The sequence below is a fragment of the Shinella sp. HZN7 genome, from assembly GCF_001652565.1.
Classification (GTDB): domain Bacteria; phylum Pseudomonadota; class Alphaproteobacteria; order Rhizobiales; family Rhizobiaceae; genus Shinella; species Shinella granuli.
Genome location: NZ_CP015736.1, coordinates 3,502,428 through 3,526,794, shown reverse-complemented (window position 1 = coordinate 3,526,794; position 24,367 = coordinate 3,502,428). Strand labels below are relative to the sequence as shown.

Below are 24,367 nucleotides of genomic sequence, written 5' to 3'. Positions count from 1 at the left end.
GAAAGGTATCGAAAATGGTCCAACGATTTCTGCAAACCCCGATCATGCACCGGGTCGTCGAGCACAACGGCATCGTCCATGTCGGCGGCACGACCTGCGACGACGAGAGCCTGGACATGGCCGGCCAGACCCGCGAAATCCTCGCGAAACTCGACCGCTACCTGGCCGAGGCGGGCACGGACAAGACAAAACTGCTCTCGGCCAGCATCTTCGTCACCGACCTCGGCAAGAAGCCCGAGATGGACGCGGTCTGGAAGGAATGGCTGTCGCCGGAGAGCCTGCCGACGCGCGCAACGGTCGGCGTCGCCGACCTCGGTGGCGACACGATGATCGAAATCGTGGTTTCGGCCTACAGGTAGAAGGCTGCATCTTTCGGTGCGGGCGCAACCGTTCCGCCCCATGCGGCACAGGCATCGGCCGCGGCCCGTTGCCGCCGCATCGGCCGATGCTCGAACTTCGCCCCCGACGGCCGGCCGGCTGGACTGGTTGCCGTTGCGGACCCCATCAAACTCTGAGTCCGGATCTCTCTGTCGCGAGAACGCTCTATCTGTTTGTTCCTGTGCAATTGCGGACGCAAAACCGCTTCGCACTTTGCTGGACCACAGTTTCACGATCTACGAGGTCTTCAAGTCCCCGGAGGCGCTCGACGAGCATCGCAAGACCCCGCACTACCGGGAATGCGTACGCCGGATCGCCCCGATCCTCGCCGGCCCGCGCACCAAGACCTTCTATCATGTCGAGATGGCGGATTTTCTCAGCGCCTGAAGCCGTCTTGGCGGTGCGCCGTTGAGGCCCCTCCGGCAGGCATGCGGAACGGAGGCTGCCACCAATCGTCTGAAGCCGTATCCGGGCCGGCCTGTGCGCCGGGTTATCCGCGGATGCGGGCAAGAACGCGGTCGAGCGCGAGCATTGCCGCCTGGCTGCCGCCATTCGCCTCGAAATCCCGGAAGACCTGCTCGTTCAGGCCGCCTTTGGTGGCGAATTCGTGGCTCATCTTTATGAATGCGACGTCCTTGCCGGCAAGGAGCGCGGTCTCGGAAAGGCTGGCAAAGAGCGGCGCGAGATAGGCGCGGCCCTTTTCTTCCGGCAGGCCGTTCTCCGCGAGCCACTCCGTCGTGCGGTGCATGATGCCGAAATAGGTGGCCATGAGGGCGCTGGCGGCGGCGAGGAGGTCGTATTCCGCCTTCGTCTCGCATTCGACGGCATTGCCGAGCACGTTGAAGAGGGCGGCCGTGCCCGCATCCGGCGGGTAGACGGCCGTGACACCCTTGCGGCGGGCGACGAAGGGCAGGGGGATCGCCTGCGAGAGATGCACATCCGCGCCGATCCAGTCGAGGAGGGCGGGACGGCCGGTCGCGGCAACGACGCTGATCACGTTTTGGCCATCCCGGAATTTCAGGGGGCGGATGACCTCTTCGGCGATCTGCGGGCGGATGGCCAGCACGACCGTGTCGCATCCGTCGACGATCGCCTGATTGTCGCCGGAGACGAGCACGTGCGGGAAATCGGCTGCAAGTTTCGCCGAAATGTCCGCGCTGCGCCGGGAGACCATGACATGCGGCACCGCCGCGGGGTCGGCGAGCAGGCCGCGCACCATCGCGTCGGTGATGGCGCCGGTTCCGATGAAGCCGATTTTGCGGGGCAGGGACATGGTCATTCCGCAGCAGCAAGAGAGCCGAAGGAGACGTCGGTCGTGTAGTTCTCGCGCAGGAAGGCGATGAAATTGTCCTGGAACTGCCTGGTGTGGGCGTGGGCCAGCTCGTCGGCGAGATCGACATTCTTGGCGCGGATCGCCTCCAGCATCAATTCGTGCTCGTCCGTCAGCAGATAACCGTCGCCGGTGCGCTCCAGATATTCGAAATGCAGGTGCAGCATGCGCTGGCCCTGGTTGAGAAGGCGCTCGTAGAAGGAGGCGAGATAGGCGTTCTTGCCGGCATGGGCGACGGCCATGTGGAACTGCTTGTTGGCCTCCGACATCTTCAGGTGCTGGCCGGTCTTCACCGCCGCCTCGAATTCCTTCTGGCGCCTGGCGATGATCTTCAGGTCCGCGTCCGTGCGCAGCGCCGCGGCAAGGCGCGTGTTCATGCGCTGGGCGACATCCAGGGCCTCGACATATTTCGGGAAGCTCGCCACCTCGATCGGCGCGACGATGGTGCTGCGATTGGAGAGCGTCACCACCAGTTCCTCGCCGGCCAGCCGGATCAGCGCCTCGCGGATCGGCGAGCGCGACATGTCGAAGCGCTCGGCCAGCGTCGTCTCGTCGAGCAATTGGCCGGGGGGCAGGGTGAGCGCCAGGATTTCATTGCGCAGTGTGTCGTAGACGCTTTTCGAGCCCATGCCGCGCACGCGTTTCGATTCAATTTCCTCAGACACTTACGTCCCTTTCCGCATTTCAAGGCCATTGGGCCAGAAAAACCGGCAGGCAGCAATCGTAAAATTTTCACTTGATTTTGTCGACATGTAGACGACATAAATTTACAGGTCGACACGGAGCCGGCATAAAAAGGCCATGCGAACCGCCGAAGCCGAAGGGTGGAACCGCGCTTTCAGCGCTCAAAAACGGGAAATGCACATGCTTTCGAATGTGATGACATCAGCTCTGCGGGCGACGGCCGCGCTCGCCCCGGTGGCGGGGCTTTCGACCGCTGCATTGGCGGAAACGACGGAAGGCTAACACGGCCGCCTCATCGAGGCGCTGACCATCGTCGCTCTCATCTGCTTCGTCATCGCCTTCCCGCTGACGCGTTCGCCCCGATCCTCGAATGGAGACCCCCATGAAACTCTCAGGCGTCATGTCCGCCCTCGCCACTCCCTTCGATGCCAATGGCCGCGTCGATTTCAAGGCCTTCGAAACGCTGCCCGCGCATCTGCGCGAGGCCCGGGTGACCGGCTGGGTGCCGAACGGTTCGACCGGCGAATAGTTCAGCCAGTCGACGCAGGAGCGCCGCGACGTTCTCCAGTTCGTCAAGGATTTCGCAAGGCCCGGCGAAGTTCTGATCGCCGGCAGCAATGCGCCGGCCACGCGCGAAGTCATCGAACAGACCGCCATGGCGAAGGACATCGGCTACGACACGGTCCTGCTCGCCGCCCTTCTATACCCGCTCGACCCAGGCCAAGCTCATCCGGCACTACGAGACCGAGGCGGAGGCGATCCGCCTTGTCAATGATTCCCGCTTCGGCCTCGCCGCGGCCGTCATGTCGGCGGACGATGCGCGCTGCGAGCGTGTCGCCAGCGCCTTCCGCGCCGGGATCGTCTGGATCAACTGCTCGCAACCCACCTTCACCGAGGCGCCCTGGGGCGGCTACAAGTCGTCCGGCATAGGCCGGGAGCTCGGCCGCTGGGGCCTCGACAACCATCTGGAGACCAAGCAGATCACCCGCCTCGTCAGCGACGAACCCTGGGCATGGTATCTGAAACGACCTTCGCCAAGGCGCTCGATATATCGCCGATCTCGACAGGCTCGTGCCTTTCGGCCGCATCGGCAGGCCCGAGGAGGCCGCGTTCATGTGCGGCTCGCTCGTCGAAATCACCGGGGCGCAGGCGGTCGCGTGACAGGGACCGGCGCGCCATGCGGGCGGCGCTTGCATGGCGCCGCGCAGGGCGTGGATTCCATGGCGCACCAGGCGGATCAGAGGCTCGGCCGGCTACCGGACATGTTTGTAGACGGTGGTTCTTGAAAGCCCGAGCTGGCGCGCCGTCTGCGAGGTGTTGCCCTTCGTCGCACGGAAGACGGCACGGATTTCGCGGCATTTGGTGCGGCTTAACGGATGGGGGCGGCACAGGGCGCAGCTTTCCTGGTCGTTCTCCGTGGCGGGCTCGATCCCGTTGAAGCACTCCTCGTCTATATATTCCATCCGGCGGCGGACGAGCGCGCGCTGCAGCACGCTCTTCAGTTCCCGTATGTTGCCCGGCCAGGCCCGGCGGGAGAGTTCGGCGATCGCGGCATCGGTGATCGGCGTGCCCGGTGCAAGCTCCTCCATCAGATGGCGCACGACACCGCCGAAATCGCTGCGCGCGCGCAAGGGTGGCAGGCGGATGGTGAAGGCGTTCAGGCGATAGTAGAGATCGGCCCGGAAAGCCCGGCTCGCCACCATTTCCTGCAGGTCGAGATTGGTCGCCGAGACGATCTGGATATCGACCTTGTGCGTCTTGTGGCCGCCGACGGCGCGCAGCTCCATGCTGTCGAGGAAGCGCAGGAGCGAGGTCTGGGCGGCGGGCGGAATGTCGGCGACTTCGTCGAGGAAGAGCGTGCCGCGATCGGCAGCCCGGGCAAGGCCTGGCGCACCCTCGGCGCGGGCATTGGTAAAGGCGCCACGCTCATGGCCGAAGATCTCCGCGATGAAGAGGTTCTCCGGCACCGCGCCGCAGTTGAGGGCGATGAACTCACCCTTGCGTCCGCTCAACTGGTGGACATGGCGGGCCATCAGATCCTTGCCGGTGCCCGTTTCTCCCGTGATATGGACCGGCATGCGCAGCGCCGCGGCATCGCCGATATCGGCGATGGAGCGCCTGACGGCGGCATCATCGCAAACGAATGCCGGCGCGTTCCTGTCCTGCAGCAGCGGCGGCATCTTGCGCGGTCGTTCCGCCTTCACCGCGACCGCCGCTCGCGCACGGCGCAAGCCGATCTGCCGGCAGACCATGAACAGGCTGCTGCCGGCCCGGTCGCGGATGCGGATCACGCCGCCGTTCAGAAGGCCGTCCATCGCCGAGCCAAAACCCGCTTCGAAAAGCTCGTCGAAATGACCGCCGATCTTGGCGGGAAGACCCTCGAGCAGCTTGATGCCGGGCCGGTTCAGCGAGATGATGCCGCCCTCGCGCCCGACCGAGATCAGCCCGGCGGAAATGGTGTCGAGATATTCCATCCGGGGATGGAAGGCGAAGATGAAGCTCCCGGAGCACTCCTGGAAGATCAGCCCGTTTTCGATCTGTGCCGCCGCCATGCGTACCAGGGCGTGGGTGTGCTCCTGCCGCGCCTCATAGGCGCAGGACGCATCCAGGAGCCCCAGCGTTTCTCCTCGCGAATTCAGGATCGGCGCCGCCATGCAGCTCAGATGGCCGTGGCAGCTGAAATAGTGTTCGCGCCCGTAGATGGCGACAGGCTTGTGGTACATCGCCGCAAGGCCGAGCGCATTGGTTCCGCGCTGGCTTTCGTCCCAGATGCTGCCGGGGATGATCGAACGGCCGGGCGCGCTGTCGGCGAAATGCTGGTCGCTGATCGTGTCGAGCACGATGCCGTCCGCATCGCCCAGCGCGATCATGAAGTTGGAACCGGCAATCTGCGAATAGAGAAGCTGCATTTCCGCAAGGGCGAGCCGCCGCAGGGCGGCGTTCTCTTCGCGCCGGTCGTTGACCTGCGAAAATGCCAGGACGTTCTGGCGCGGGGCGCCGCGCGGATCGAGGCCGGCATCACGACAGCGTTGCCAACTGTCCACGACGACCGGCGGCAACGTGGCCGCGGGGAACCTGTCACCACGCTCGAGCGCATTTCGCGCGCGGTCCATGATGGAAAGATGCTGCATGTCTCCTCCTCATGCATCATTTGCGGGCAGGATACCGTTTTGCGCAGGCGCCCCGCAATAGACAGAAACTGGACACTGCGCGGCAGGGGTCGTTCAGGCGATGAACATGGCCGCTTGATGGGAATTGCCGTATCATATTGAATTTACAAATTATTTTTGTCTGGCACGGTGCTTGCGATCTCTTTCGTCGACTGCGGGGCAATTCCCGCCGGGAAGGAGACGACGGAATGAAAGCACAAGTGCTGACCAGATACGACGACAGTCTGACGGCGGACCAATGGGTCTCGCTGCAGGAGGTCGCGGACCCGAACATCGAAAAGTCGACGGATGTGATCGTGCGGATCGGCGGTGCCGGTGTCTGCCGCACCGACCTTCATATCATCGAGGGCATCTGGCGCCCGCACATGGACCCGAACGGCGACAGCCTGCTGCCGCTGATCATGGGCCATGAGAACGCCGGCTGGGTGGAAGCGATCGGCAAGGAGGTCGAGGGCATCAAGGTCGGCGATCCCGTGATCGTCCATCCCAAGATCTCCGGCGGCACCTGCCTTGCCTGCCGGCGCGGTTTCGACATGCACGGGCCGGGCAAGTTCCCCGGCCTCGACTGCAATGGCGGCTATTCGGAATTCCTCTGCACGTCCGAGCGCAACATCGTGCCTTTGCCGAAGACGCTCGCGCCGAAGGACGTGGCGCCCTATTCGGATGCGGGCCTGACGGCCTATCGCGCCGTGAAGAAGGCGACGCGTCATCTGCTGCCGGGCGAAAGCTGCGTCGTGATCGGCGCCGGCGGGCTCGGCCATATCGGCATCCAGTGCCTGAGGGCGATGTGCGCGGCCGACATCATCGTCGTCGACAGGTCCGAGGCCTCGCTGGCGCTGGCCGGCAGGATGGGGGCGGACAAGCTGGTCAAGGCCGACGGCAACGAGGTCGAGGCGGTGCTGGAGCTGACCGGCGGGGCCGGTGCGGAAGCGGTCATCGACTTCGTCGGGGAGAAGGGCACCACCAGCAGGGGCCTGAAGATGACGCGGCCGATGGGCAGCTACTACGTGGTGGGCTACGGCGAGGACATCAGGATCGCGACGGTCGACATGGTCATCACCGAGAAGAACATCATCGGCAACCTCGTCGGCACCTGGGCGGAACTGGTCGAACTGATGGCGCTCGCCGACCGCGGCCTCGTCGACCTGGCCACCGTCGAATACCGGCTCGCCGATGCCAACCAGGCGCTGCGCGACCTCAACGACGGCAAGATCCATGGCCGTGCCGTGCTGATCCCCTGACATCTCGCAATATCAACCATGGGAGGAAACCACTCAATGACGAGACATCAGCTTCTGACGGCATCCCTCTGCACCCTTGCGATCTCGATCGCCCAGGGGGCAGCGGCGGCCGACATCGACTACGGCACGTTCGGCGACTATGCGAAATACGGCACGGCCGCGGATGTCGCCGGTGCCTGCTCCTATGCGGCGATGGACGAGAAGGACTATTCCGGTCGCACGCTGAAGGTGATCAGCCATGCCGTGCCGGTGATCGGCGAGCCGACCGACCTGCACGCCAGGCAGTTCGAGGCCTTGACCGGCGCGAAGGTCGATGTCGTGCATGTTCCCTTCGGCGATCTCTACCAGCGCATCATGATCCCGTTCCAGACGCAGCAGGCGGCCTATGACGTGCTCTTCTATCCCTCGCTCTGGATCGGTGATTTCCATAATTTCCTGGCACCCGTTCCGGCCGCCTACAAGGAGGTCAGCGGCCTGAAGGACGTCACGGCCAACTACAAGGACGTGGCGACCTGGGGCGAGGAGATGGTGCAGTATCCCGTCGATGGCGACCGGCACTACATGAAGTACCGCTCCGACATCTTCGACAACGCCGACATGCAGGCGAAGTTCAAGACGGAGACCGGGAAGGACCTGCGCGTGCCGCAGACCTGGGAAGAGTACAACGCGGTCGCCACGTTCTTCTCCGGCTGGGACTGGGCGGGTGACGGCCAGCCGCATTTCGGCAGCGCCGAGGTCACCAAGCGCGACGACCTGATGTTCTCGGCCTTCATCAGCCGCGTCGCGGCCTATGCGAAGAACCCGAACGTCAAGGGCGGCTTCTTCTTCGATCTGGAAACGATGGAGCCGCAGGTCAACAATCCGGGCTGGGTCAAGGGCCTGGAGATGTTCATCGACGCGCAGAAGGCGTTCCCGCCGGGCGGCGGCAATTTCGGGCTCGGCGACGAGATCTTCTCCTTCGGCGGCGGGCAGACGCTGATGAGCTATTCCTGGGACGATGCCTTCATCCAGGCGCAGGAAGCCGACAGCCCGATCCGCAACAAGGTGGCGGCCGCGCCGCTGCCGGGCGCCAATACCGTCTGGAACCGCACCACCAAAAGCTGGGACACGTTCGAGACGCCGAATGCCCCGCCCTACATCACCTGGGGCTGGACCTCGGCCGTGGCGAAGGCATCGAAGAACCAGGACATGGCCTTCGACTATCTCTGCTTCTTCTCCAACGAGGCGAACACCACGCTCGACCTGCAGATCGGCCGCTTCGGCGTGAACCCCTACCGCAGCACGCATTTCGACCCGGCATTCTGGCAGGACAAGCTCGGCTGGGAGCGGAATGTGGCGGAAACCTACGTCCAGACGCTGAGCGGCATGGATGACAGCACCAACCGCGTCTTCGACCTGCGCGTTCCCGGCGTGAACCAGTTCATGTCGTCGCTGGCGAACGGCGTGGCGGAGGCCATGGCCGGCCAGAAGAGCCCACAGGAAGCGCTCGACGGCGTTGCGGCCCAGTGGACCGAAATCCGCGACAAGATCGGTGCGGACCGGGTGCGCGAGGCCTATGCCAATGTCGTCGCCCTTGAGGATCGCGGCCGCTGAGGCTGCGCAAGGCGGGGCGGCGATGCCGCTCCGCCGGATTTTTCCCCACGATCGAAACGGACGGCCCGTCATGGACCAGACAGGACTTCGGTTCTACAAATCTTCCTTCCTGCTGCCGGGGCTGCTCGTGCTCCTGGCGATCATCCTGTTCCCGCTTGTCTTCACCATCCGCGTGTCGCTGTCAGGCTGGGACGCCATCTCGCCGGGGCTGAACTGGGCGGGCGTCAGGAACTACGTCATCGTCTTCGGCGACCGGCGCTTTTGGGAGGCGATGCTGCGGCTTTCCGGCATGGCCATCGGTACGGTTCTGGTTCAGTACGTGCTCGGCTTCGCGCTCGCCCTGCTGGTCTGGCGGGAGGTTCTGTTCCGTCGTTTCTTCCGGGTCCTGTTCCTGATCCCGATGATGACGACGCCCGTCGTCATGTCGGTGATCTGGCGCACGATCTTTCATGAATCGCTCGGCCCGGCGAACGATTTCCTCGGCCTGTTCGGCCTTGGCCCCTATCCCTGGCTGACCTCGGCGAACTGGGCCGTCGCCGCCGTCATGCTGGTCGAGATCTGGCAATGGACGCCCTTCATGTTCCTGTTGCTCCTGGCCGGCCTTCTCAGCCTGCCGCGCGAACCGTTCCTGGCCGCGGCAATCGATGGTGCCGGTCCGATCCGCACCTTCCTCAACGTCACCTTCCCGATGCTTGCGCCCGTCTCCATCGGCGCGCTGATCATCCGGCTGATCGAGGCGTCGAAGATCATGGAGACCGTCTATGTGCTGACGTCGGGCGGGCCGGGCACGGCCACCGAGACGGCCGGCTACTACATCTACATTCGCGGCTTGCGCGATTTCGAGATCGGCTATGCCGCCGCTCTCTCGATCACCTACCTCGTCGTCATGATCGTGCTGATGACGGTCATCGCCAAGCTCCTCGTCCGCGTCCTCGTTGGAAGGAGCGCCTGATGCCCCTGCTTTCCATCCTCAAATACCTCGCCATCCTCGTGTGGAGCGGCTTCGTCATGGCGCCCCTGACATGGGCGCTGACGACCAGCTTCAAGACGGCGAACGGCGTGACGAGCGGCCCGACCTACCTGCCCTGGATCGGCTACGAGCCATCGCTTGCGGGCTGGCGAAGCCTGTTCGGCGGCGCCGGCGGCATCGATATCGTTCGGCCCTATCTCAACAGCGTGATCGTGACGGGCAGCGCGAGCCTGATTTCGATCGTGCTCGGCACGCTGGCGGCCTATGGCCTGTCGCGCTTCAGCTATCGTACGGGCTTCGTGAAGAATGCCGACATCGTCTTCTTCTTCATCTCCCAGCGCATCATGCCGCCGATCGTGCTTGCCATCCCCTTCTTCCTGATGCTGCAGTTCCTCGGCCTGCTCGATACCAGGCTCGGCCTCGTCCTCGTCTATATCGCCCTGCTGCTGCCGATCGCCGTCTGGATCATGGTCGATTTCTTCGACGGCGTGCCGCGGCAGATCGACGAGATGGCGATGCTCGACGGCTGCACGCCCTTCGAGGCCTTCCGCCGCGTCGTGCTGCCGAACTCGCTCTCCGGCATCCTGGTCGCGGCGATGTTCTGCCTCATCTTCGGCTGGAACGACTTCTTCTTCGCCTTCACCCTGACCTTTACCGACACCCAGCTCCTGCCTGTGGCGATCGTGTCGCTCAATTCGTCGGTTACGCCCTGGTGGAGCCTGTCCGCCTCGGCGCTGATCTCCGTCGCGCCGCTGATCGTGATCGCGATCGTCGTCGAACGGCTTCTTTCGCGCGGCACGCTTGCCGGCGCCATTCGCTAGGAAGGCTTCATGAGTCTGGTTCTCAATTCCGTTTCGCTCTCCCGCGGCGGCGAAATCCATCTCGACGACGTTTCCCTCCGCTTCGATCGCGGCGGCCTGACCACCGTGCTCGGCCGCACGCTTTCGGGCAAGACGACGCTGCTGCGCGCCATCGCCGGCCTGCAGGAAACCGACCGCGGCACGCTGACGCGGGACGGTGAGCCGTTCGGCACTCTCCCCGCCTGGAAACGGGACGTCGCGATGGTCTACCAGCAGTTCATCAACTATCCGCATCTGAGCGTCTTCGAGAACGTCGCCTTTCCCCTGCGCAAGCGCAAGGTGGCCGAGAGTGAAGTCGGTCACCGCGTGAGGAGCGTCCTCGATGTGGTGGGCCTTGCCGCCTTCGGGGAACGAAAACCTTCGCAGCTCTCCGGCGGCCAGCAGCAGCGTGTGGCGCTCGCCCGCGCCCTGGTGCGAAAGGCCGGCGTGCTGCTGCTCGACGAGCCGCTGGTCAATCTCGACTACAAGCTGCGCGAACAGCTCCGCGAGGAGTTCCGCGGGCTGCTTGCAAGCCAGGCCGATGCGACCGTGATCTACAACACGACCGAGCCCGCCGAGGCGATGATGCTGGGCGACCGGCTCGTGGTCATGCACGAGGGCCGCGTGCTGCAGGCGGGCGTGCCGACCGCGGTCTTCGACCGCCCGGCCTCGGCGCTGGTGGCGCGCATCGTCACCGATCCGCCGATGACGATCGTCGCGGGCACGCTCGACGGCGGCCGCGTCCTGTTCGAGGGCGGGCTTGCCCTCGATGCTCCCGGATTGCTCGCGGCGATGCCGCCGGGCCGCTACCGTTTCGGTATCCGGGCCAACGAGATCGAGCCGGTCGACGGGGGCGGCATTGCCGGCCGTGTCACCTTCGGCGAGGTCTCCGGATCGGAAACGTTCCTGCATGTCGAGACGATGCTCGGCGAGGCCGTCGTGCAGCTCGAAGGCGTTCACCGGGTCGAGCCCGGCCGGCAGATCGGCCTCTCGTTTGCACCCGAACGGCTGTTCGTCTTTGCCGCCGAAGGCGAAGGGGCATTGCTGCATGCACCAGGACATGGAGAAGGCTGATGGCGACGATCCATCTCGAACAGGTCGGGCATTCCTACGGCTCGGCGGTCTATGCGCTGGAGAAGACGGATATCCTCTTCGAGGACGGCAGGACCTATGCGCTGCTCGGCCCTTCCGGCTGCGGCAAGACGACGATGCTCAACGTCATATCGGGCCTGCTGTATCCCTCCGACGGCCGCGTGATCGTCGGCGGCAAGGACGTGACGCGCATGCCGACGGCAAAGCGCAACATCGCCCAGGTCTTCCAGTTTCCCGTCATCTACCAGTCGAAGACGGTCTACGAGAACCTGGCCTTCCCCCTGCGGTGCCGGGGATGGGACAAGGCCCGCATCGCCCCGCGGGTGGCCGAGATCGCCGAGCTGCTCGGGCTCACCGCACGCCTCGGCCAGTCGGCGCGCCGGCTGACGGCCGACGAGAAGCAGCTGATCTCGCTCGGACGCGGGCTCGTGCGCAACGACGTCTCGGCGCTTTTGATGGACGAGCCGCTGACGGTCATCGATCCGCACATGAAGTTCGACCTGCGCCGCCGCATCAAGCAGGCGAGCGACAAGACGCGCCATACCGTCGTCTACGTGACGCATGACCAGAACGAGGCAATGACCTTCGCGGACGAGGTGCTCGTGATGAGCGCCGGCCGCGTCGTCCAGCGCGGCACGCCGCAGCAACTGTTCGAAAGCCCCTGCAACCGCTATGTCGGCAATTTCATCGGCTCGCCGGGCATGAACTTCCTGTCCGTCGAGCGCGACGGCGACCGGTTGCTCTGGCAGGGCTTTCCCGTGCTTTCCGACGAGCGCGTCGGGAGGCTCGCGCCGGGCGCCGAGCTGATGGTCGGGATCCGGCCGGAGCATGTCGCCTTCGCCAAGGATGGTGTCACCGGCATTCCCGCCGTCGTGCAGGGCGTCCAGCATCATGGCAATGTCGACGTGATCGACGCCGTCATCGGATCGGAACGGCTGAAGGTCAAGGCCAGGAGCAGCCTTGCCGTTCGGAACGGGCCGCTGCGCATCGTGCTGCCCGTGGAACGAACCCGTCTTTATGCGGACGGAACGTTGCTGTTCTGATTGCGCTTGCCGAGAATCTTCGGAGGGCGGGGCCATCATTGTCCCTCATCGGGTTGTGGCGCGTGCTGCCGCGGCCTGGATATGCCAGCCAGATCGGCAACCTGTTCCTGCCCCCGGTGTCGATCGCCTCTAGGGCGCCGGTGCATCCGGTTGCGGCCAACGCTGCAGCGCTTCCCGTCCCGCGTCGGTCAGGCCATAGATGCCTCTGTCGAGCCGCTCGAACCAGCCGTAGACGTTCGAAAGCAGGATTTTCCCGGCTTCCGGCACGCCGGCGCGCACGGCGCGCACCGGCAGCGGTCCGCAGGCCAGTGCCGCCGCGCAGCCGAGCGCCTGCTGGCGATAGGCCGTCATGACGGGCGCGCGGGTGCTGCCGCCGCGTGCCGGGTCGCCCCGCCGCTTCTGGTGCTCGCGCATCAGCCGTGAACGGCGCTTCGGATTGGTTCGCGGCATGGGGGATACGGAGCCGACGATGATGCTGACGTCGTCGGCATCGGAAACGCCGAGCATGCCGATGCCGAGCCGACGGCAGAGGTCGCGGTAGCGCTTGTCGGATTCCCGGCCCCGACCCCTGGCCGAAACCCTCGCGGCGATCCAGACTTCGTCCGAGACTGCGGCCCGATCGACGGCCTGCAGGATGAGCTCCAGGTTGAAGCTCAGCTTCAGCTCGCAGATCACGACGACCGGCGGATCGTCATCGCTGAGCCCGACAAGGTCACAGCCGCCGACTTCACCCTTGACGATGTAGCCGGCCTTTTCGAGGAAGCCTTTGACGGGCAGATAGAGTGAGGTTTCCATAGGCCTGCGGAGCGAAACGAAGCGGAGAATCGTTCGTCAGGCTACATCGATCCGTCCCGGCGGGACACCCCGTCCGTCGCTGCCCCGTGGCGAACGGCGCAAGATCATGCTCTGGCGACTAGCTGACATGAGCGTGAAGATCTGGGACGGCCGTTAACTGCGGTCGTTGTCGGCCGCCCGGCCCGATGACTGGCCGGTGGTTTCTTTGGGGACAGACAGCTCTCGTATGATGCCGGTCAGCCGCGCGACGACTTCGCGGCTCGCGCGGCTCAGGGGGCGCTGCTGCCCGGTGACGAGGACGACGTGCCGATTGATGTACGGACTGCGGATGACGCTGCTGGCGAACAGACCTCTCGACGTCTCCTCGGAGATCGTATGTGGCGCCTTCACCATATAGCAGCCGCATCGGGCAGCCATGGCTTTCTGGCCCCCGGTGGAATCGATGTCGGCAATGACGTTGAGTGAGACTTTCAGTCGTCGGGCGACGGAATCCACCATGATCCGCAGTCCGTTCGTCGGAGCAGGCAGGACCAGGGCGAAGTCTGCGAGTCGTTCGAAGGCGATCTCCTCGGGCAGGGTCCAGCCTTCTCTCGGGCCGGCAAGCACCAGGCGCGATTCCAAAAGGACCGATCCGTGTTCCCTCTCCCCTTCGCGATATTTGCTGTAGGCGCCGATATCGATCAGTCCTTCCGACAGCCAGCGTTCGACTTGGTCGCTGAAACCCTCGTAGACCTGCAGGCGTATGCCGGGCGCATGGGCGCGCAGTTGATTGACGAGCTCGGGAATGGTCGGTTCGACAAGCGACGTCGGCAGGCCGAGGGATACGATGCCGCTCGGAAGGCGACTGAACGCCTTGAGATCCTCCGCCGCCTGGTCTGCCTCGCGCAGCAGAAAGCGCGCCTTCTTCAGGGCTTCCTCGCCCAGTTCCGAAAGCGCCACGCCCCTGCCGGTCCGGTAGAAGAGGGGACTGCCCCACTCCCTCTCCAGGTCGCCGATCGTACGGCTTACCGAGGGCTGCGCGATGCCCAGGGAAACGGCCGCCTTGCTGAAGCTCCCGAGTTCCGCTGCCCGCATGAAAATCCTGAGGCTACCGAGTTCCATCGTTCCGACCTATACGGCAAATGAATATCCGATATTGCTATCATGTAGTGGACGGATGGCAAGGGGGCGCTATAACCTGCCCAGCATGCACAGAGGAGGCCGGCGATCCATGCGGGTTGTGCATTTGGGAACATTGGGAGGAGACTGGCATGATGGCCCGAACACGTTTGTACCTGTCGATTGGAGGCAGCCTCGTTGCGCTGCTGATGTCCAGCACCGCCTGGGCGCAGCAACAGGTTGTCCGTTTTCTGCATAACGAGACCGACCCGCCGAGCATCGAGTTCTTCAACAACGCGATCAAGGCGTTCGAGGCGGAGAATCCCGACATCCACATCGAGATGGAGGCCGTCAGCACCGACGGCCGGCTTCAGAAGGTTCTCGCCTCGATCAACACCAAGACCATGCCGGAGATTTTCAAGGTGCTGCCGGAGGAGCGCTTTGAATTCGCGCGCAAGGGCTATCTCGTCCCCCTCGACGACATGGTCGACGAGATCGGCCGCGACGACTATGTCGCCGGTTCGCTTGTGCCCGTCGAAGGCAAGATCTACGACGTTCCCTACACGCTCGGCAATTACGGCGTGCTGTGGCAGCGCGAGGATTTTCTGAAGGCGAAGGGCGTTTCGACGCCGAAGACCTGGGATGAGCTGTTGGCCGGCGCGGAGGCGCTGACGGGAGAGGACGGCAATTTCGGCTTCCTGTTTCCGGCCGGCAAGAACCGCATGACGGGGATATTCCTGTCGCAGATGATCTGGGGTGCCGGCGGCACCTATTTCGACAAGGACCTCAACGTCACCTTCGACAATCCCGGCACGGTCAAGGCGCTGGCCTTCCTGCGCGACATCGCGAAATTCTCGCCGCGCGGCATCGGCTCCTATTCCTACGGCGACATGATCAACGTCTACCTGACGGGCAAGATCGGGCTCGACATCTATGCGCCGCGACTCATCGCCAATGCGGCCGCCAACACGCCCGATCTGTTCAAGAACACGATCGCGGACAACATGCCGGTCGGCCCGAGCGGCGTGGCGGTCAAGTTCGTGAACGCGAACAGTTTTGCGCTCAGTTCGGAAACCGTCGGCTCGAAGAATGTCGAGGCCGCCCGCAGGTTCCTGAAGTTCATCGTCACGGGCGAGCGACTGCGGGACTTCTCGCTTACCGTCCATCCACACCTCATTCCGCCGCTCAAGGGCGTCCAGGAAGACGTCATCAAGCTGGGGGCGGCACAAACCCTCGGCGGCCGCGAGGAGATTTCCCGCATCGCCTTCGACACCTCCAACGCGCTCGATTTCGAATCGGAGGCCGGTGCGCAGTTCAAGGACGGTGCGGTCATCCGCTCCGGCGTGGTCAACCCCTATATCGGTTCGATCGTCGCCCGGGATATCCCCGCCCAGGTCGTTCAACGTGTCGTCCTGCAGGGCGAGGATCCGGCGGCGGCTGCTGCCTGGGGCCAGCAGCGCATGCAGGCCATCGTGGACGACCTGAAGAAGAAATAGCGTCCATAGACAAGGTCCGCGTGGAGGACACGCGGACCGCATTTTCAGGAGAAGCATATGTCAGAGGAACAACCGGCGGCGCCGGTCGTCTCGTTGCGCGAACGCGTCAAGTCGCCGCCTGCACCGGCGATGGTGGAATCCTACTTCGGCCCGGCGGTCGCCGCCGGAATCCGCTTCCAGTTCGAGCCCGAAATGCGAATCCATATGGCGCATGCCGTCATGCTCGCCGAATGCGGCATCGTCGGCAAGGTGGACATCGCCCGCATCCTCGCCGTTCTCGCCGACCTTCAGGCGACCGGCGTCAAGGCGCTGACCATCGACTACCAGCAGGAAGACCTCTATTCCTATATCGAACGCCACATCGTCGAGACGCTCGGCCCGGAGACCGGCGGGCGCCTGCACACCGGCCGCAGCCGCAACGATCTGCACACGACCTCCTGGCGGCTGGTGCTGCGCGGCCTTCTGCTCGACCTGCTCGACGTCGTCGGCACCATCCGGCGCACCTTGATCGACATGGCCCAGCAGCATGTGGAAACCGTGATGCCGGGCTATACGCATTCGCAGCATGCCCAGCCGATCTCTTTCGGCTACTACCTGCTTGCCGCCGCCGACTTGATGGAGCGCGACTACGGGCGCCTCTCGCACGCCCTTGCCTGCTGCGACCGCAGCCCGCTCGGCTCGGGCGCGCTGTCGACGACCGGCTTTCCCATCGATCGCGAGATGACGGCCCGCCTGCTGGGCTTTTCGCGGCTGGTCGAGGTCGGTTACGACGGCGTCTCGATCCGCGACGACCTGCAGGAGGCGGCCGGCGCCCTTGCCGTGCTGATGACCGGCATTTCCCGGGTGGCAACCGACATCCAGACCTGGAACACGATGGAGTTCGGCATGCTCGAACTGGACGACGCCTATTCGAGCGTCTCCAGCATCATGCCGCAGAAGAAGAACCCGCAGGCGATGGAGCATGTCAAGGCGGTGGCCGCGATGGCGGTCGGCGCGCTGAACATGGTCCTCGCCGCGGCGAAGAACACGGCCCTCGCCGATGTCAACGATGGGGTCACCGCCGGCAACGTGCCGATGCTGGACGTCCTGGAGCGGGCGTGCCGCGCGCTGACCGTCTTCGAGGGCGCAATCAGGACGCTGACCGTCAAGCCGGACACCATGCGCCATCTCGCCGAGACCGGCTTCGGCACGGCGACGGAGCTTGCGGACATCATCGTGCGGGAGGCCGGAATGTCCTTCCGCATGGCGCACAACATCGTCGGCCGCGTTGTCCGCGAAGCGATCGAGGCGCATCATACGGCGATGGACATCACATCGGCCGACCTCGATGCCGCGTCTCAGGCTCTGTTCGGCCACCCCCTCGGCATTCCGGTGGAGGAGGTGAGGAAGGCGCTGGATCCGGCGGAAAACCTGAAGAGCCGCACCGTTACCGGCGGTCCGGCCCCGGTCCGCATGGCCGAGATGCTCGATCGCCGCAGGGCGATGCTCGACAGCGATCTCGCAGGCATGGCCGATATCCGGCGGCGCATCGCGGAGGCCAATCACACCCTCATGGAGCAGGCGCGCCGGATTATGGATGACGCCGGTCTGCAAACCCCGTCACAGATTGTGAGAGAGAACCATGGCACGAGTTGAAATCAATCAGGTCAGCAAGATATTCGCCGATCACACTGCGGTTTCCGATGTCAACCTGACCGTCAATGACGGTGAGTTCCTCGTGCTGCTCGGCCCCTCCGGCTGCGGCAAGAGCACGCTGCTGCGGATGATCGCCGGCCTGGAACTGCCGACCTACGGCGACATCTTCATCGGCGAGCGGCGTGCCACGCGCTTCCAGCCGAAGGACCGGAACATCGCGATGGTGTTCCAGAACTACGCCCTCTATCCGCATCTGTCGGTCTACGAGAATATCGCCTTCCCGCTCCGGGTGCGCGGAGCGGACAGGAAGCTTGTCGACGACAAGGTGCGCTGGGCCGCCGAACTGGTCGGCCTTACCCGCATGCTCAAGCGCAAGCCGCGGCAGATGTCCGGCGGCGAGCGCCAGCGCACGGCCCTTGCCCGTTCGCTCGTGCGCGATCCGGACGTCTTCCTGCTCGATGAGCCGCTGTCGAACCTCGATGCCAAGCTGCGCCATTCCTCCCGCGAGGAACTGCGCCAGTTTCAGGACCGGGTCGGCGTCACGTCGATCTACGTGACGCATGACCAGGTCGAGGCCATGGGGCTCGGCGACCGCATTGTGGTCATGCAAGGTGGTTCCGTCCGGCAGATCGGGACGCCGGAGGAGATCTATCTCCATCCGGCCGATACGTTCGTGGCCACCTTCATGGGCTCGCCACCGATGAATCTGGTCGTGACCGGCGACGTGACGCTCGGCTTCCGGCCCGAGAACTTTCTGCCCAAGGCGAGCTTTGCCGACAACGGCCCCGTCACGCAGATCACCTTCAACGTTCACCGCGTTGAATATCTTGGCGGCGACCGGCTGCTCTACGGGGTGGTTTCCGGAAACCTGCCGGAAACCCAGGCCATCGCCCGCATCCCCTCGAGCGTTTCCTACAGCCCCGTTCTCAACACCGAGGTCACCTTCGCCGTCGCCAATTCCGAGCTTCGCCGTTTCGATACGGCAAGCGGCAAGGCGATCGCCGCCGAGGCGTCCATGGAAAAGAGGAGGGCGGCCAATGGCTGACAATCGCGCCGCACTGGCAGGCGACCGCCTGCTCGCCTACGCCGCCCTTGCGCCAAGCGCCTTCCTGCTGCTGCTTCTTGCCGGCGTGCCGACGATCACGGTTTTCGTGACCGCCATGCAGGATGTCGGCATGGGGGACACCGATGGCCCGTTTATCGGGTTCGAGAACTTCGCCTGGGTCTTTGCCGAACCTGCCTTCTATACAGCGCTCTGGAACACGTTCGTCTGGGTTTTCGGCAGCGTCGCGCTGGAAATGCTCCTGGGGCTCGGTCTTGCGCTGCTGCTCAACAAGAGCTTCGCCTTCCGCGGCGCCGCCCGCGCCATCGTCCTTGCGCCCTATCTCGTGCCGACGGTCGTGGCCGTGCTGACATGGCGTTACATGCTGCACGACATCGTCGGCGTCGTGAACGCCGCCCTCATGAGCATCGGGATCACAGACCAGCCGTTGCTCTGGCTGAACAGCCAGGGGCTTGCGATGACGTCGGTCATCATGGTCGGCGTCTGGAAGTTCTTCCCCTTCGTCGTCATCGCCATTCTCGGCATCCTGCAGTCCATTCCGCAGGAGCAATACGAGGCGGCGAAGATCGACGGGGCTTCGGATTTCCAGCAGTTCTGGCGCATCACGCTGCCCTATGTCATGCCGGTTTTCCTGCTGACGGCGCTGCTGCGCACCATCTGGTCCTTCAACAAGTTCGAGATCATCTACCTGATGACGGGCGGCGGCCCGCTGGATGCGACAACGACGCTGCCGATCCTCGTCTATCTCAAGGCGTTTTCGGACTTCGAGTTCGGCCGCGCTGCGGCGATCGCCATCGTCACGCTGGCCATCCTGTGCGTCCTGCTCGCCATCTACTTCTTCTTCATCAAGAGAGCGGAGGCACGCCAATGACCGCCATCGCCACCAGCACCCCCGCATCGCTGCCGCGCAACCGGGATATCGCCGACATGCATTACCTCGCCTCGCGGGTCATGCTCTACCTTCTTGCCTTCACCGCCGTCAGCGTCATCGGCTTTCCGCTCTTCTGGATGCTGATCTGCTCCTTCAAGCCGGGCGGCGAGCTCTATGCAGTGCCGCCAACCTTCCTGCCGAACGAATGGACGTTGCAGAACTACCGCGATCTCTTCGTCCAGACGAACTTCCTCACCTATTTCGCCAACAGCCTGATCGTCGCCTTCGGCGCGACCTTCCTGTCGCTCGTCATCGGGGGGCTCGGCGCCTACAGCCTCAGCCGCTTCCGCTTTTTCGGCATCGCCGCGTTCTCGAACGCGACGCTCGTCTGCTACATGCTGCCGGAAGTGCTGATCGTGTTGCCGCTCTACATCTACGTGGTCAAGCTCGGCATGGCCGACACGCTGATCTCGCTGATCATCGCCAACACGGCGTTCACGCTTCCCCTGGCTCTGTGGTTCATGCGCTCGTATTTCAACGCGATCCCCATAAGCCTCGAGGAAAGCGCCATGATCGACGGGTGCACCCGGCTCGGCGCGATGATGCGCGTCACGGTGCCGCTGGCGCTGCCGGGCATCATCTCGGTCGGCGTCTTCAGCTTCAACCATGCCTGGAACGAGTTCCTCTTCGCGCTGGTCTTCGTGTCGTCCGAAACGAACAAGACCCTGCCGCTGGGGCTCGCGACCTGGATCGGCCAGGACAACATCTATTCCTGGGGCATGCTGCTTGCGGGCGCCGTGCTGGTGACGGTTCCGGTCATCCTTTTCTACCTGCTCGTCCAGCGCAAGCTTGTCGTCGGCCTCGCCGATGGTGGCGCAAAGGGCGAATAATCTCTCGAACGGAGGAAATCATGAAGATCAAGAACGTGACGGTCATCGCCGTCGAGATCCCGCTTGCGCGCAATTTCGGTGGCAGCCGGTACAATGTCACCAAGCGCTGCACCATCATCACGCGCATGGAGACGGAGAGCGGCCTCGTCAGCGAGATCTACAACGGCGACAACCGCGACCACATGCGCGAGGTCGTCGATATCATCGAGAAGGAACTGGCGCCGATGCTGATCGGCGAGGAGATCTTCGCGATCGAGCGGCTCTGGCAGAAGATGTTCAAGGCAGCCGAATGGAACCGTGACCGCAAGCTCGTCATGGAGGCGATCGCCTGCATGGACAGCGCGCTCTGGGACCTGATCGGCAAGGCCGCGGGCGTCAATGTCTGCCGGCTGCTCGGCGGCTACCGCCAGGAGCTTCCGATCATCTGCATCGGCGGCTACTACGAGGAGGGCAAGACGCTGGCCGATCTCGGCAGGGAAATGGAGCGGCTGCGCGAGGGGGGCCTTGCCGGCTGCAAGGTGAAGGTCGGCGGCCTTTCGGCCGAAGAGGACGCCAAGCGCGTGGAGGCGGCCCGCAAGGGCGGGGGCGACGACTTCTGGATCGCGATCGACGCCAATCGCGGCTGGCCGGTGGCCGAAGCTGTGAAATTCGCCCGCCTGATCGAGAAATACGACATCGCCTGGTTCGAGGAACCCTGCCACTGGTACGACGACGCCCGCATGATGGCGCAGGTCCGCCGTGCGACCTCCATCCCGGTCGATGCCGGCCAGAGCGAGATGAATGCCGCGGGCGTGCGGCGGCTCGTTGCTGCGGATGCCGTCGACATCGTCAATTTCGACGCTTCGGAGGCCGGCGGCATCACCGAATGGCGCCGCGCCGCCGCCCTCTGCGCGCTGCACGATATCCGTGTCGGCCATCACGAGGAAGCGCAGATCGCCATGCACATGATCGCCGCTATCCCCAACGGCCTGTGCGTCGAGTGTTTCGAACCGGCGCGCGATCCGATCTGGGCCGGCCTGATCGCCAACCGGCCCAACCCGAAGAACGGCATCATCCAGGTCCCGCAGGGACCGGGCTTCGGGGTCGAGCTGGACTGGGACATGGTCAAGCGCTACCGCGTGAACTGAGCAATGGCCGCCGTCGATAGCAGGTCGCTCCACGGGGAAGTGCGCCGCCGGAGTGTGCGCCTGGCAAAACAGGTGCGGCTGGCGGCGGCCTTCCTGCTCATGATGGTCTCGGGACTGGTTTGGAATTCCTTCGCCCTCTTCCTCGTGGCGCTGGAGGGGGAATTCCACTGGTCGCGCGCGTCGATTTCGGGCGCCTACGGCGCCTTCGCGCTCGTCAATGCGGTGAGCGCGCCGATCTTCGGCTACCTGCTCGGCCGCTATAACAGCCGCGTCCTGCTGGCGGGCGCGGCAATGCTGCTCGCTCTAGCCTTCCTTCTGACTGCGCAAGTATCGACGATCGGACAGTTCTGGCTTACCTTCGGCCTTATCGGCGGCCTGGGAACGCATTGCACCAGTTCCTATGCGATCTTCGCGGTGCTCGCCGGCCGTTTCCGCAAGCGTCCGGCGACCGCGATGGCCATCGCCGACGCCGGCTCGGGCCTCGCCGCCTTCCTCGGCCTGCCGATCATGAGCTGGATGATCAACGATTTCGGCTGGCGTTTCACCTATTCCTCCCTCGGCCTGGTCCTGATGGGCATCGCCGTTCCCCTGCATCTTCTCGTGATCGACCGGGTGAAGTCCGCGTCCGGCGCGGGAGGCCGATACGGCATGGCAGGGCTCGGCTGGGTCACCATACTGGCGCTTGTCATCAGCTATTTCTGCGGCTCGGCAGCCTATCACGGCCTGATGACCCAGCAGATCGCGCTGTTCGAGGACAATAACGTCGCTGGAGAAACGGCGGTCTGGATCGCGGCTGTCGCCGGCCTGATCATATTCGTCTGGCGCCTGTTGTCCGGCTGGCTCTGCGACCTCTGGGGGGCCGGCCCGGTCATGTCGCTGGCCGCACTCGCGGGCGTCCTGACCTTTGGCATGCTCGCGGCAATCCTCGTCACTGCGAATGTTGCAGCACTCTTCGTCTATCCGCTTGTGCTCGGCATCGCCTTTGGCGGCCAGCAGGTCCTGCTCGCCAATCGGGCACGGGTCGTTGTCACTCTTTCCGCCCTCTCTGCGGTCCTCGGTGTCTGCCGGCTTGCTTCCGGTATCGGAATGGCCGGAGGGCCGGTGATCTTCGGCTTCCTGCACGATTGGAGGGACGGTTACGGTGTCGCCATCGTGGCTATTGCCGGCCTGGCCTTTTTTCACTTCGTCGCATTCTCCGCGATCCGCCCGCGTTCGATTGCAGGATGATCCGCCGGACAGCCGACGAATTGCCTTGGTTCATGCGTTTTGTAGGCTGCATCTTTCCCTTTGCCAGGCAAGCGCCGCTCCGACAGCGGGCTTTCGTTGGGCAGGCAAATGAACTGCGCATCGCCGCCGAGGGCAGCATGCACGACGGCGGGGAGCAGGGAGGTCGTGACGATAAAGGACGGACGCCTATGCCGGAACGGCCTGCGTGTTGGCGGTGATGGCCTGCGCCAGGGTTTCGGCTGCGCGAGAGGGCTTGTTGCGCGGATAGGCGATGTGGAACATGTCCTCGAAGTGCATGCGTTCGGGCGCGAGCACGCGCAGCCGGTTGTTGCGGACCCATTCCTCGGCATAATGGTCGGGCAGGAAACCGATATAGGCGCCTGAAAGCAGGAGAAGCAGCGTGCCTTCCATATGCGGCGTCGCGGCGGCCCAGGTGAAGTTCACGCCGCAGATCGTCTCGTTCAGCATGTAGGTGCGGCCGGCGAAGGATTGGGACGCCAGCACCTCGTCGGTGAGGTCCGCATCGGGGCGAATGAAGAGCGGATGGCCTTCGGCGCAATAGAGTTTCTGCACTTCGGAGAAGACCGGTTGGCTGCGGAAATGCGGCATGACGCTGCCGACGGAAGGCATCAGCACGATCTGGTAGGAGCCGTTGAGCAGGCCCTGATGCAGCACCTGCGGCGCGGCGACGTCGATCTCCAGGTGCACGCGCGGAGCTGCGCGGTGAAAGGCCGCCAGGGCGCCCTGGAGATCGAGGGCATGGTTGGTGATCATGGCATCCACGGTGCCGAAACTGAGGCTGCCCGTCAGTTCTCCCTGCGCCTCCCCGATCCGGCTCTGGAACTTCTCCAGCGAGCCGAAAAGCTCGAGCGCCGCCTCATAGACGAGCCGCCCTTCGTCGGTCATCTGGAAGCCGCTGCGGCCGCGGCTGCACAGGCGGAGCCCGAGCCGTTCCTCCAGATGGCGCATATGGGTGGAGATCGTCGCCTGCGTCATGCCGAGCGCCGATTGCGCGGCGGAAAAGCCGCCGTGCTGCACGACGGAGGCGAAGACGCGCAGCAGCCTGAGTTCGGCATCGCCGAGCGAGAGATTGAGGACGCGGTGCCGGACCTTGTTGATCATTCATTGATTAATGCACAAGTGAACATGTAATCATAGATACTTTTAAATGTTTCTTTCTTTGGCACACTCCCTCGACTTTTGGAGGAGGGGGATGGCCGGCAATTCCTGTGAGACCGGACGCCCGAGCCGACCGGGACGCCATCGATGCCGACATCATGCAAGGACGCAGCAGCGTTGATCAAACAATGCGGGAGGATCGGCACGCCCGGGCGGCCGGCTGAAAAGGAGGAACACATGGACGAAAGCGTTCGCAACTATCTCGATCGCTACGGCGTCAGCGACGCGACGGTCTCATCCCGCTCGGTCTCGTCGTCTTCTATCCCGAGATGTATGACGGCTTCTTCATCTTCCTCGTCTGGACCTCGGCGCTCAATTCCGCGCTCGCGGGCATCGGCATCGTCGATTACTTCTTCCTGCGCGGCCAGAAGCTCGACATGCACAGCCTGCACCGCCCCCAGGAAAACGGTCCCTACCGCTTCTGGGCCGGGTTCAATCCCGTCGGGCTTGTGGCCCTTGCCGTCGGCTTCGTCGTCTACGTGACCATCTTCAATCCGCAGACGCTCGCCAGCCTGCCGGCCTTCAAGTACCTGACCGCCTCGATCCCCGCATGCCTTGCCGCAGGGGCGGTCCACTACGTCCTGACCCGGCTCGTCGCCCGCCGGCGCGGCTGGGGCCTCTACCCGTAAACCTCCGGATGACCGCC

22 protein-coding genes and 3 pseudogenes are annotated in these 24,367 nt (G+C 64.3%); 19 read left to right on the top strand and 6 right to left on the bottom strand.

The features are described 5' to 3' along the window. The first annotated feature begins 14 nt into the window (after positions 1–14). Together shn_RS16955 and shn_RS37075 are read left to right on the top strand one after the other, a co-directional pair. Positions 15–359: a RidA family protein gene (locus shn_RS16955; protein WP_064331459.1), complete on the top strand. Its 345-nt coding sequence runs from the start codon at positions 15–17 to the stop codon at positions 357–359. 238 nt (positions 360–597) lie between these two features. Further along, positions 598–765 (top strand): annotated as a pseudogene (locus shn_RS37075) (antibiotic biosynthesis monooxygenase); the annotation flags it as partial. Between the two features lie 103 nt (positions 766–868). Here the strand turns inward: shn_RS37075 and shn_RS16945 are convergent. Together shn_RS16945 and shn_RS16940 are read right to left on the bottom strand one after the other, a co-directional pair. Continuing rightward, positions 869–1,651, bottom strand: a complete 783-nt coding sequence (locus shn_RS16945) for a pyrroline-5-carboxylate reductase (RefSeq protein WP_064331458.1) — start codon at positions 1,649–1,651, stop codon at positions 869–871. Between the two features lie 2 nt (positions 1,652–1,653). Next, the gene (locus shn_RS16940; protein ID WP_064331457.1) at positions 1,654–2,373 is read right to left on the bottom strand and encodes a GntR family transcriptional regulator; all 720 of its coding nucleotides are present in this window, start codon (positions 2,371–2,373) and stop codon (positions 1,654–1,656) included. A 401-nt stretch (positions 2,374–2,774) separates the two neighbouring features. On the opposite strand from shn_RS16940, the gene shn_RS37615 reads away from it, so the two are divergent. From shn_RS37615 to shn_RS37610, 3 genes and pseudogenes are all read left to right on the top strand, one after another. Then, complete coding sequence (locus shn_RS37615) at positions 2,775–2,921, top strand: dihydrodipicolinate synthase family protein (protein WP_168168880.1); 147 nt, start codon at positions 2,775–2,777, stop codon at positions 2,919–2,921. Between the two features lie 199 nt (positions 2,922–3,120). Then, positions 3,121–3,417 (top strand): annotated as a pseudogene (locus shn_RS36445) (aldehyde dehydrogenase family protein); the annotation flags it as partial. 4 nt (positions 3,418–3,421) lie between these two features. After that, a pseudogene (locus tag shn_RS37610) lies at positions 3,422–3,553 on the top strand (short-chain dehydrogenase); the annotation flags it as partial. A 92-nt stretch (positions 3,554–3,645) separates the two neighbouring features. Here shn_RS37610 and shn_RS16930 read toward each other — a convergent pair. Next, positions 3,646–5,523: a sigma-54-dependent Fis family transcriptional regulator gene (locus tag shn_RS16930; RefSeq protein WP_064331456.1), complete on the bottom strand. Its 1,878-nt coding sequence runs from the start codon at positions 5,521–5,523 to the stop codon at positions 3,646–3,648. Between the two features lie 227 nt (positions 5,524–5,750). Here shn_RS16930 and shn_RS16925 point away from each other — a divergent pair, with 227 nt between their 5' ends. The 6 genes from shn_RS16925 (at position 5,751) to shn_RS16900 (ending at position 12,340) form a co-directional block, all read left to right on the top strand. Further along, positions 5,751–6,803 (top strand): NAD(P)-dependent alcohol dehydrogenase, encoded by a 1,053-nt coding sequence (locus shn_RS16925; RefSeq protein WP_064331455.1) that lies wholly within the window; start codon positions 5,751–5,753, stop codon positions 6,801–6,803. A 36-nt stretch (positions 6,804–6,839) separates the two neighbouring features. Beyond that, the gene (locus tag shn_RS16920; protein ID WP_206362181.1) at positions 6,840–8,396 is read left to right on the top strand and encodes an ABC transporter substrate-binding protein; all 1,557 of its coding nucleotides are present in this window, start codon (positions 6,840–6,842) and stop codon (positions 8,394–8,396) included. 70 nt (positions 8,397–8,466) lie between these two features. Next, complete coding sequence (locus shn_RS16915; RefSeq protein WP_064331454.1) at positions 8,467–9,348, top strand: carbohydrate ABC transporter permease; 882 nt, start codon at positions 8,467–8,469, stop codon at positions 9,346–9,348. After that, complete coding sequence (locus shn_RS16910) at positions 9,348–10,187, top strand: carbohydrate ABC transporter permease (protein ID WP_064331453.1); 840 nt, start codon at positions 9,348–9,350, stop codon at positions 10,185–10,187. Before shn_RS16915 ends, shn_RS16910 begins: the two co-directional genes overlap by 1 nt. A gap of 9 nt (positions 10,188–10,196) precedes the next feature. Next, the gene (locus shn_RS16905; RefSeq protein ID WP_064331452.1) at positions 10,197–11,279 is read left to right on the top strand and encodes an ABC transporter ATP-binding protein; all 1,083 of its coding nucleotides are present in this window, start codon (positions 10,197–10,199) and stop codon (positions 11,277–11,279) included. Beyond that, positions 11,279–12,340 carry an ABC transporter ATP-binding protein gene (locus tag shn_RS16900; RefSeq protein ID WP_064331451.1) on the top strand — a complete coding sequence of 354 codons (1,062 nt, stop codon included), beginning with the start codon at positions 11,279–11,281 and terminating at the stop codon, positions 12,338–12,340. Before shn_RS16905 ends, shn_RS16900 begins: the two co-directional genes overlap by 1 nt. A 129-nt stretch (positions 12,341–12,469) precedes the next feature. Here the strand turns inward: shn_RS16900 and shn_RS16895 are convergent, their stop codons facing one another. Together shn_RS16895 and shn_RS16890 are read right to left on the bottom strand one after the other, a co-directional pair. Continuing rightward, positions 12,470–13,135: a DUF2161 domain-containing phosphodiesterase gene (locus tag shn_RS16895; RefSeq protein WP_064331450.1), complete on the bottom strand. Its 666-nt coding sequence runs from the start codon at positions 13,133–13,135 to the stop codon at positions 12,470–12,472. A gap of 153 nt (positions 13,136–13,288) precedes the next feature. Further along, entirely contained in the window at positions 13,289–14,236 is a 948-nt protein-coding gene (locus shn_RS16890; RefSeq protein WP_084438102.1) for a LysR family transcriptional regulator, read from the bottom strand. A gap of 149 nt (positions 14,237–14,385) precedes the next feature. Here shn_RS16890 and shn_RS16885 point away from each other — a divergent pair, with 149 nt between their 5' ends. The 7 genes from shn_RS16885 to shn_RS16855 are packed head-to-tail and all read left to right on the top strand — an operon-like array spanning position 14,386 to position 22,542. Continuing rightward, the gene (locus tag shn_RS16885) at positions 14,386–15,729 is read left to right on the top strand and encodes an ABC transporter substrate-binding protein (protein ID WP_168168925.1); all 1,344 of its coding nucleotides are present in this window, start codon (positions 14,386–14,388) and stop codon (positions 15,727–15,729) included. A 57-nt stretch (positions 15,730–15,786) separates the two neighbouring features. Continuing rightward, the gene (gene argH / locus shn_RS16880; RefSeq protein ID WP_064331447.1) at positions 15,787–17,364 is read left to right on the top strand and encodes an argininosuccinate lyase; all 1,578 of its coding nucleotides are present in this window, start codon (positions 15,787–15,789) and stop codon (positions 17,362–17,364) included. Then, complete coding sequence (locus tag shn_RS16875; protein ID WP_064331446.1) at positions 17,351–18,409, top strand: ABC transporter ATP-binding protein; 1,059 nt, start codon at positions 17,351–17,353, stop codon at positions 18,407–18,409. The genes argH and shn_RS16875 overlap by 14 nt, the downstream gene beginning before the upstream one ends. Further along, the gene (locus shn_RS16870) at positions 18,402–19,298 is read left to right on the top strand and encodes a carbohydrate ABC transporter permease (protein ID WP_064331445.1); all 897 of its coding nucleotides are present in this window, start codon (positions 18,402–18,404) and stop codon (positions 19,296–19,298) included. Before shn_RS16875 ends, shn_RS16870 begins: the two co-directional genes overlap by 8 nt. Further along, entirely contained in the window at positions 19,295–20,188 is an 894-nt protein-coding gene (locus shn_RS16865; protein WP_084438098.1) for a carbohydrate ABC transporter permease, read from the top strand. Before shn_RS16870 ends, shn_RS16865 begins: the two co-directional genes overlap by 4 nt. A gap of 20 nt (positions 20,189–20,208) precedes the next feature. Then, a complete protein-coding gene (locus shn_RS16860) occupies positions 20,209–21,315 on the top strand; it encodes a mandelate racemase/muconate lactonizing enzyme family protein (protein WP_064331444.1) in 1,107 nt (368 codons plus the stop codon). 3 nt (positions 21,316–21,318) lie between these two features. Beyond that, positions 21,319–22,542, top strand: a complete 1,224-nt coding sequence (locus shn_RS16855; RefSeq protein ID WP_084438096.1) for an MFS transporter — start codon at positions 21,319–21,321, stop codon at positions 22,540–22,542. 186 nt (positions 22,543–22,728) lie between these two features. Here shn_RS16855 and shn_RS16850 read toward each other — a convergent pair whose 3' ends face one another. Then, positions 22,729–23,664 (bottom strand): LysR family transcriptional regulator, encoded by a 936-nt coding sequence (locus shn_RS16850; protein WP_064331442.1) that lies wholly within the window; start codon positions 23,662–23,664, stop codon positions 22,729–22,731. 326 nt (positions 23,665–23,990) lie between these two features. Between shn_RS16850 and shn_RS16845 the strand changes: the two genes are divergently transcribed. Next, positions 23,991–24,350 (top strand): cytosine permease, encoded by a 360-nt coding sequence (locus shn_RS16845; protein ID WP_064331441.1) that lies wholly within the window; start codon positions 23,991–23,993, stop codon positions 24,348–24,350. Positions 24,351–24,367: the final 17 nt, after the last annotated feature.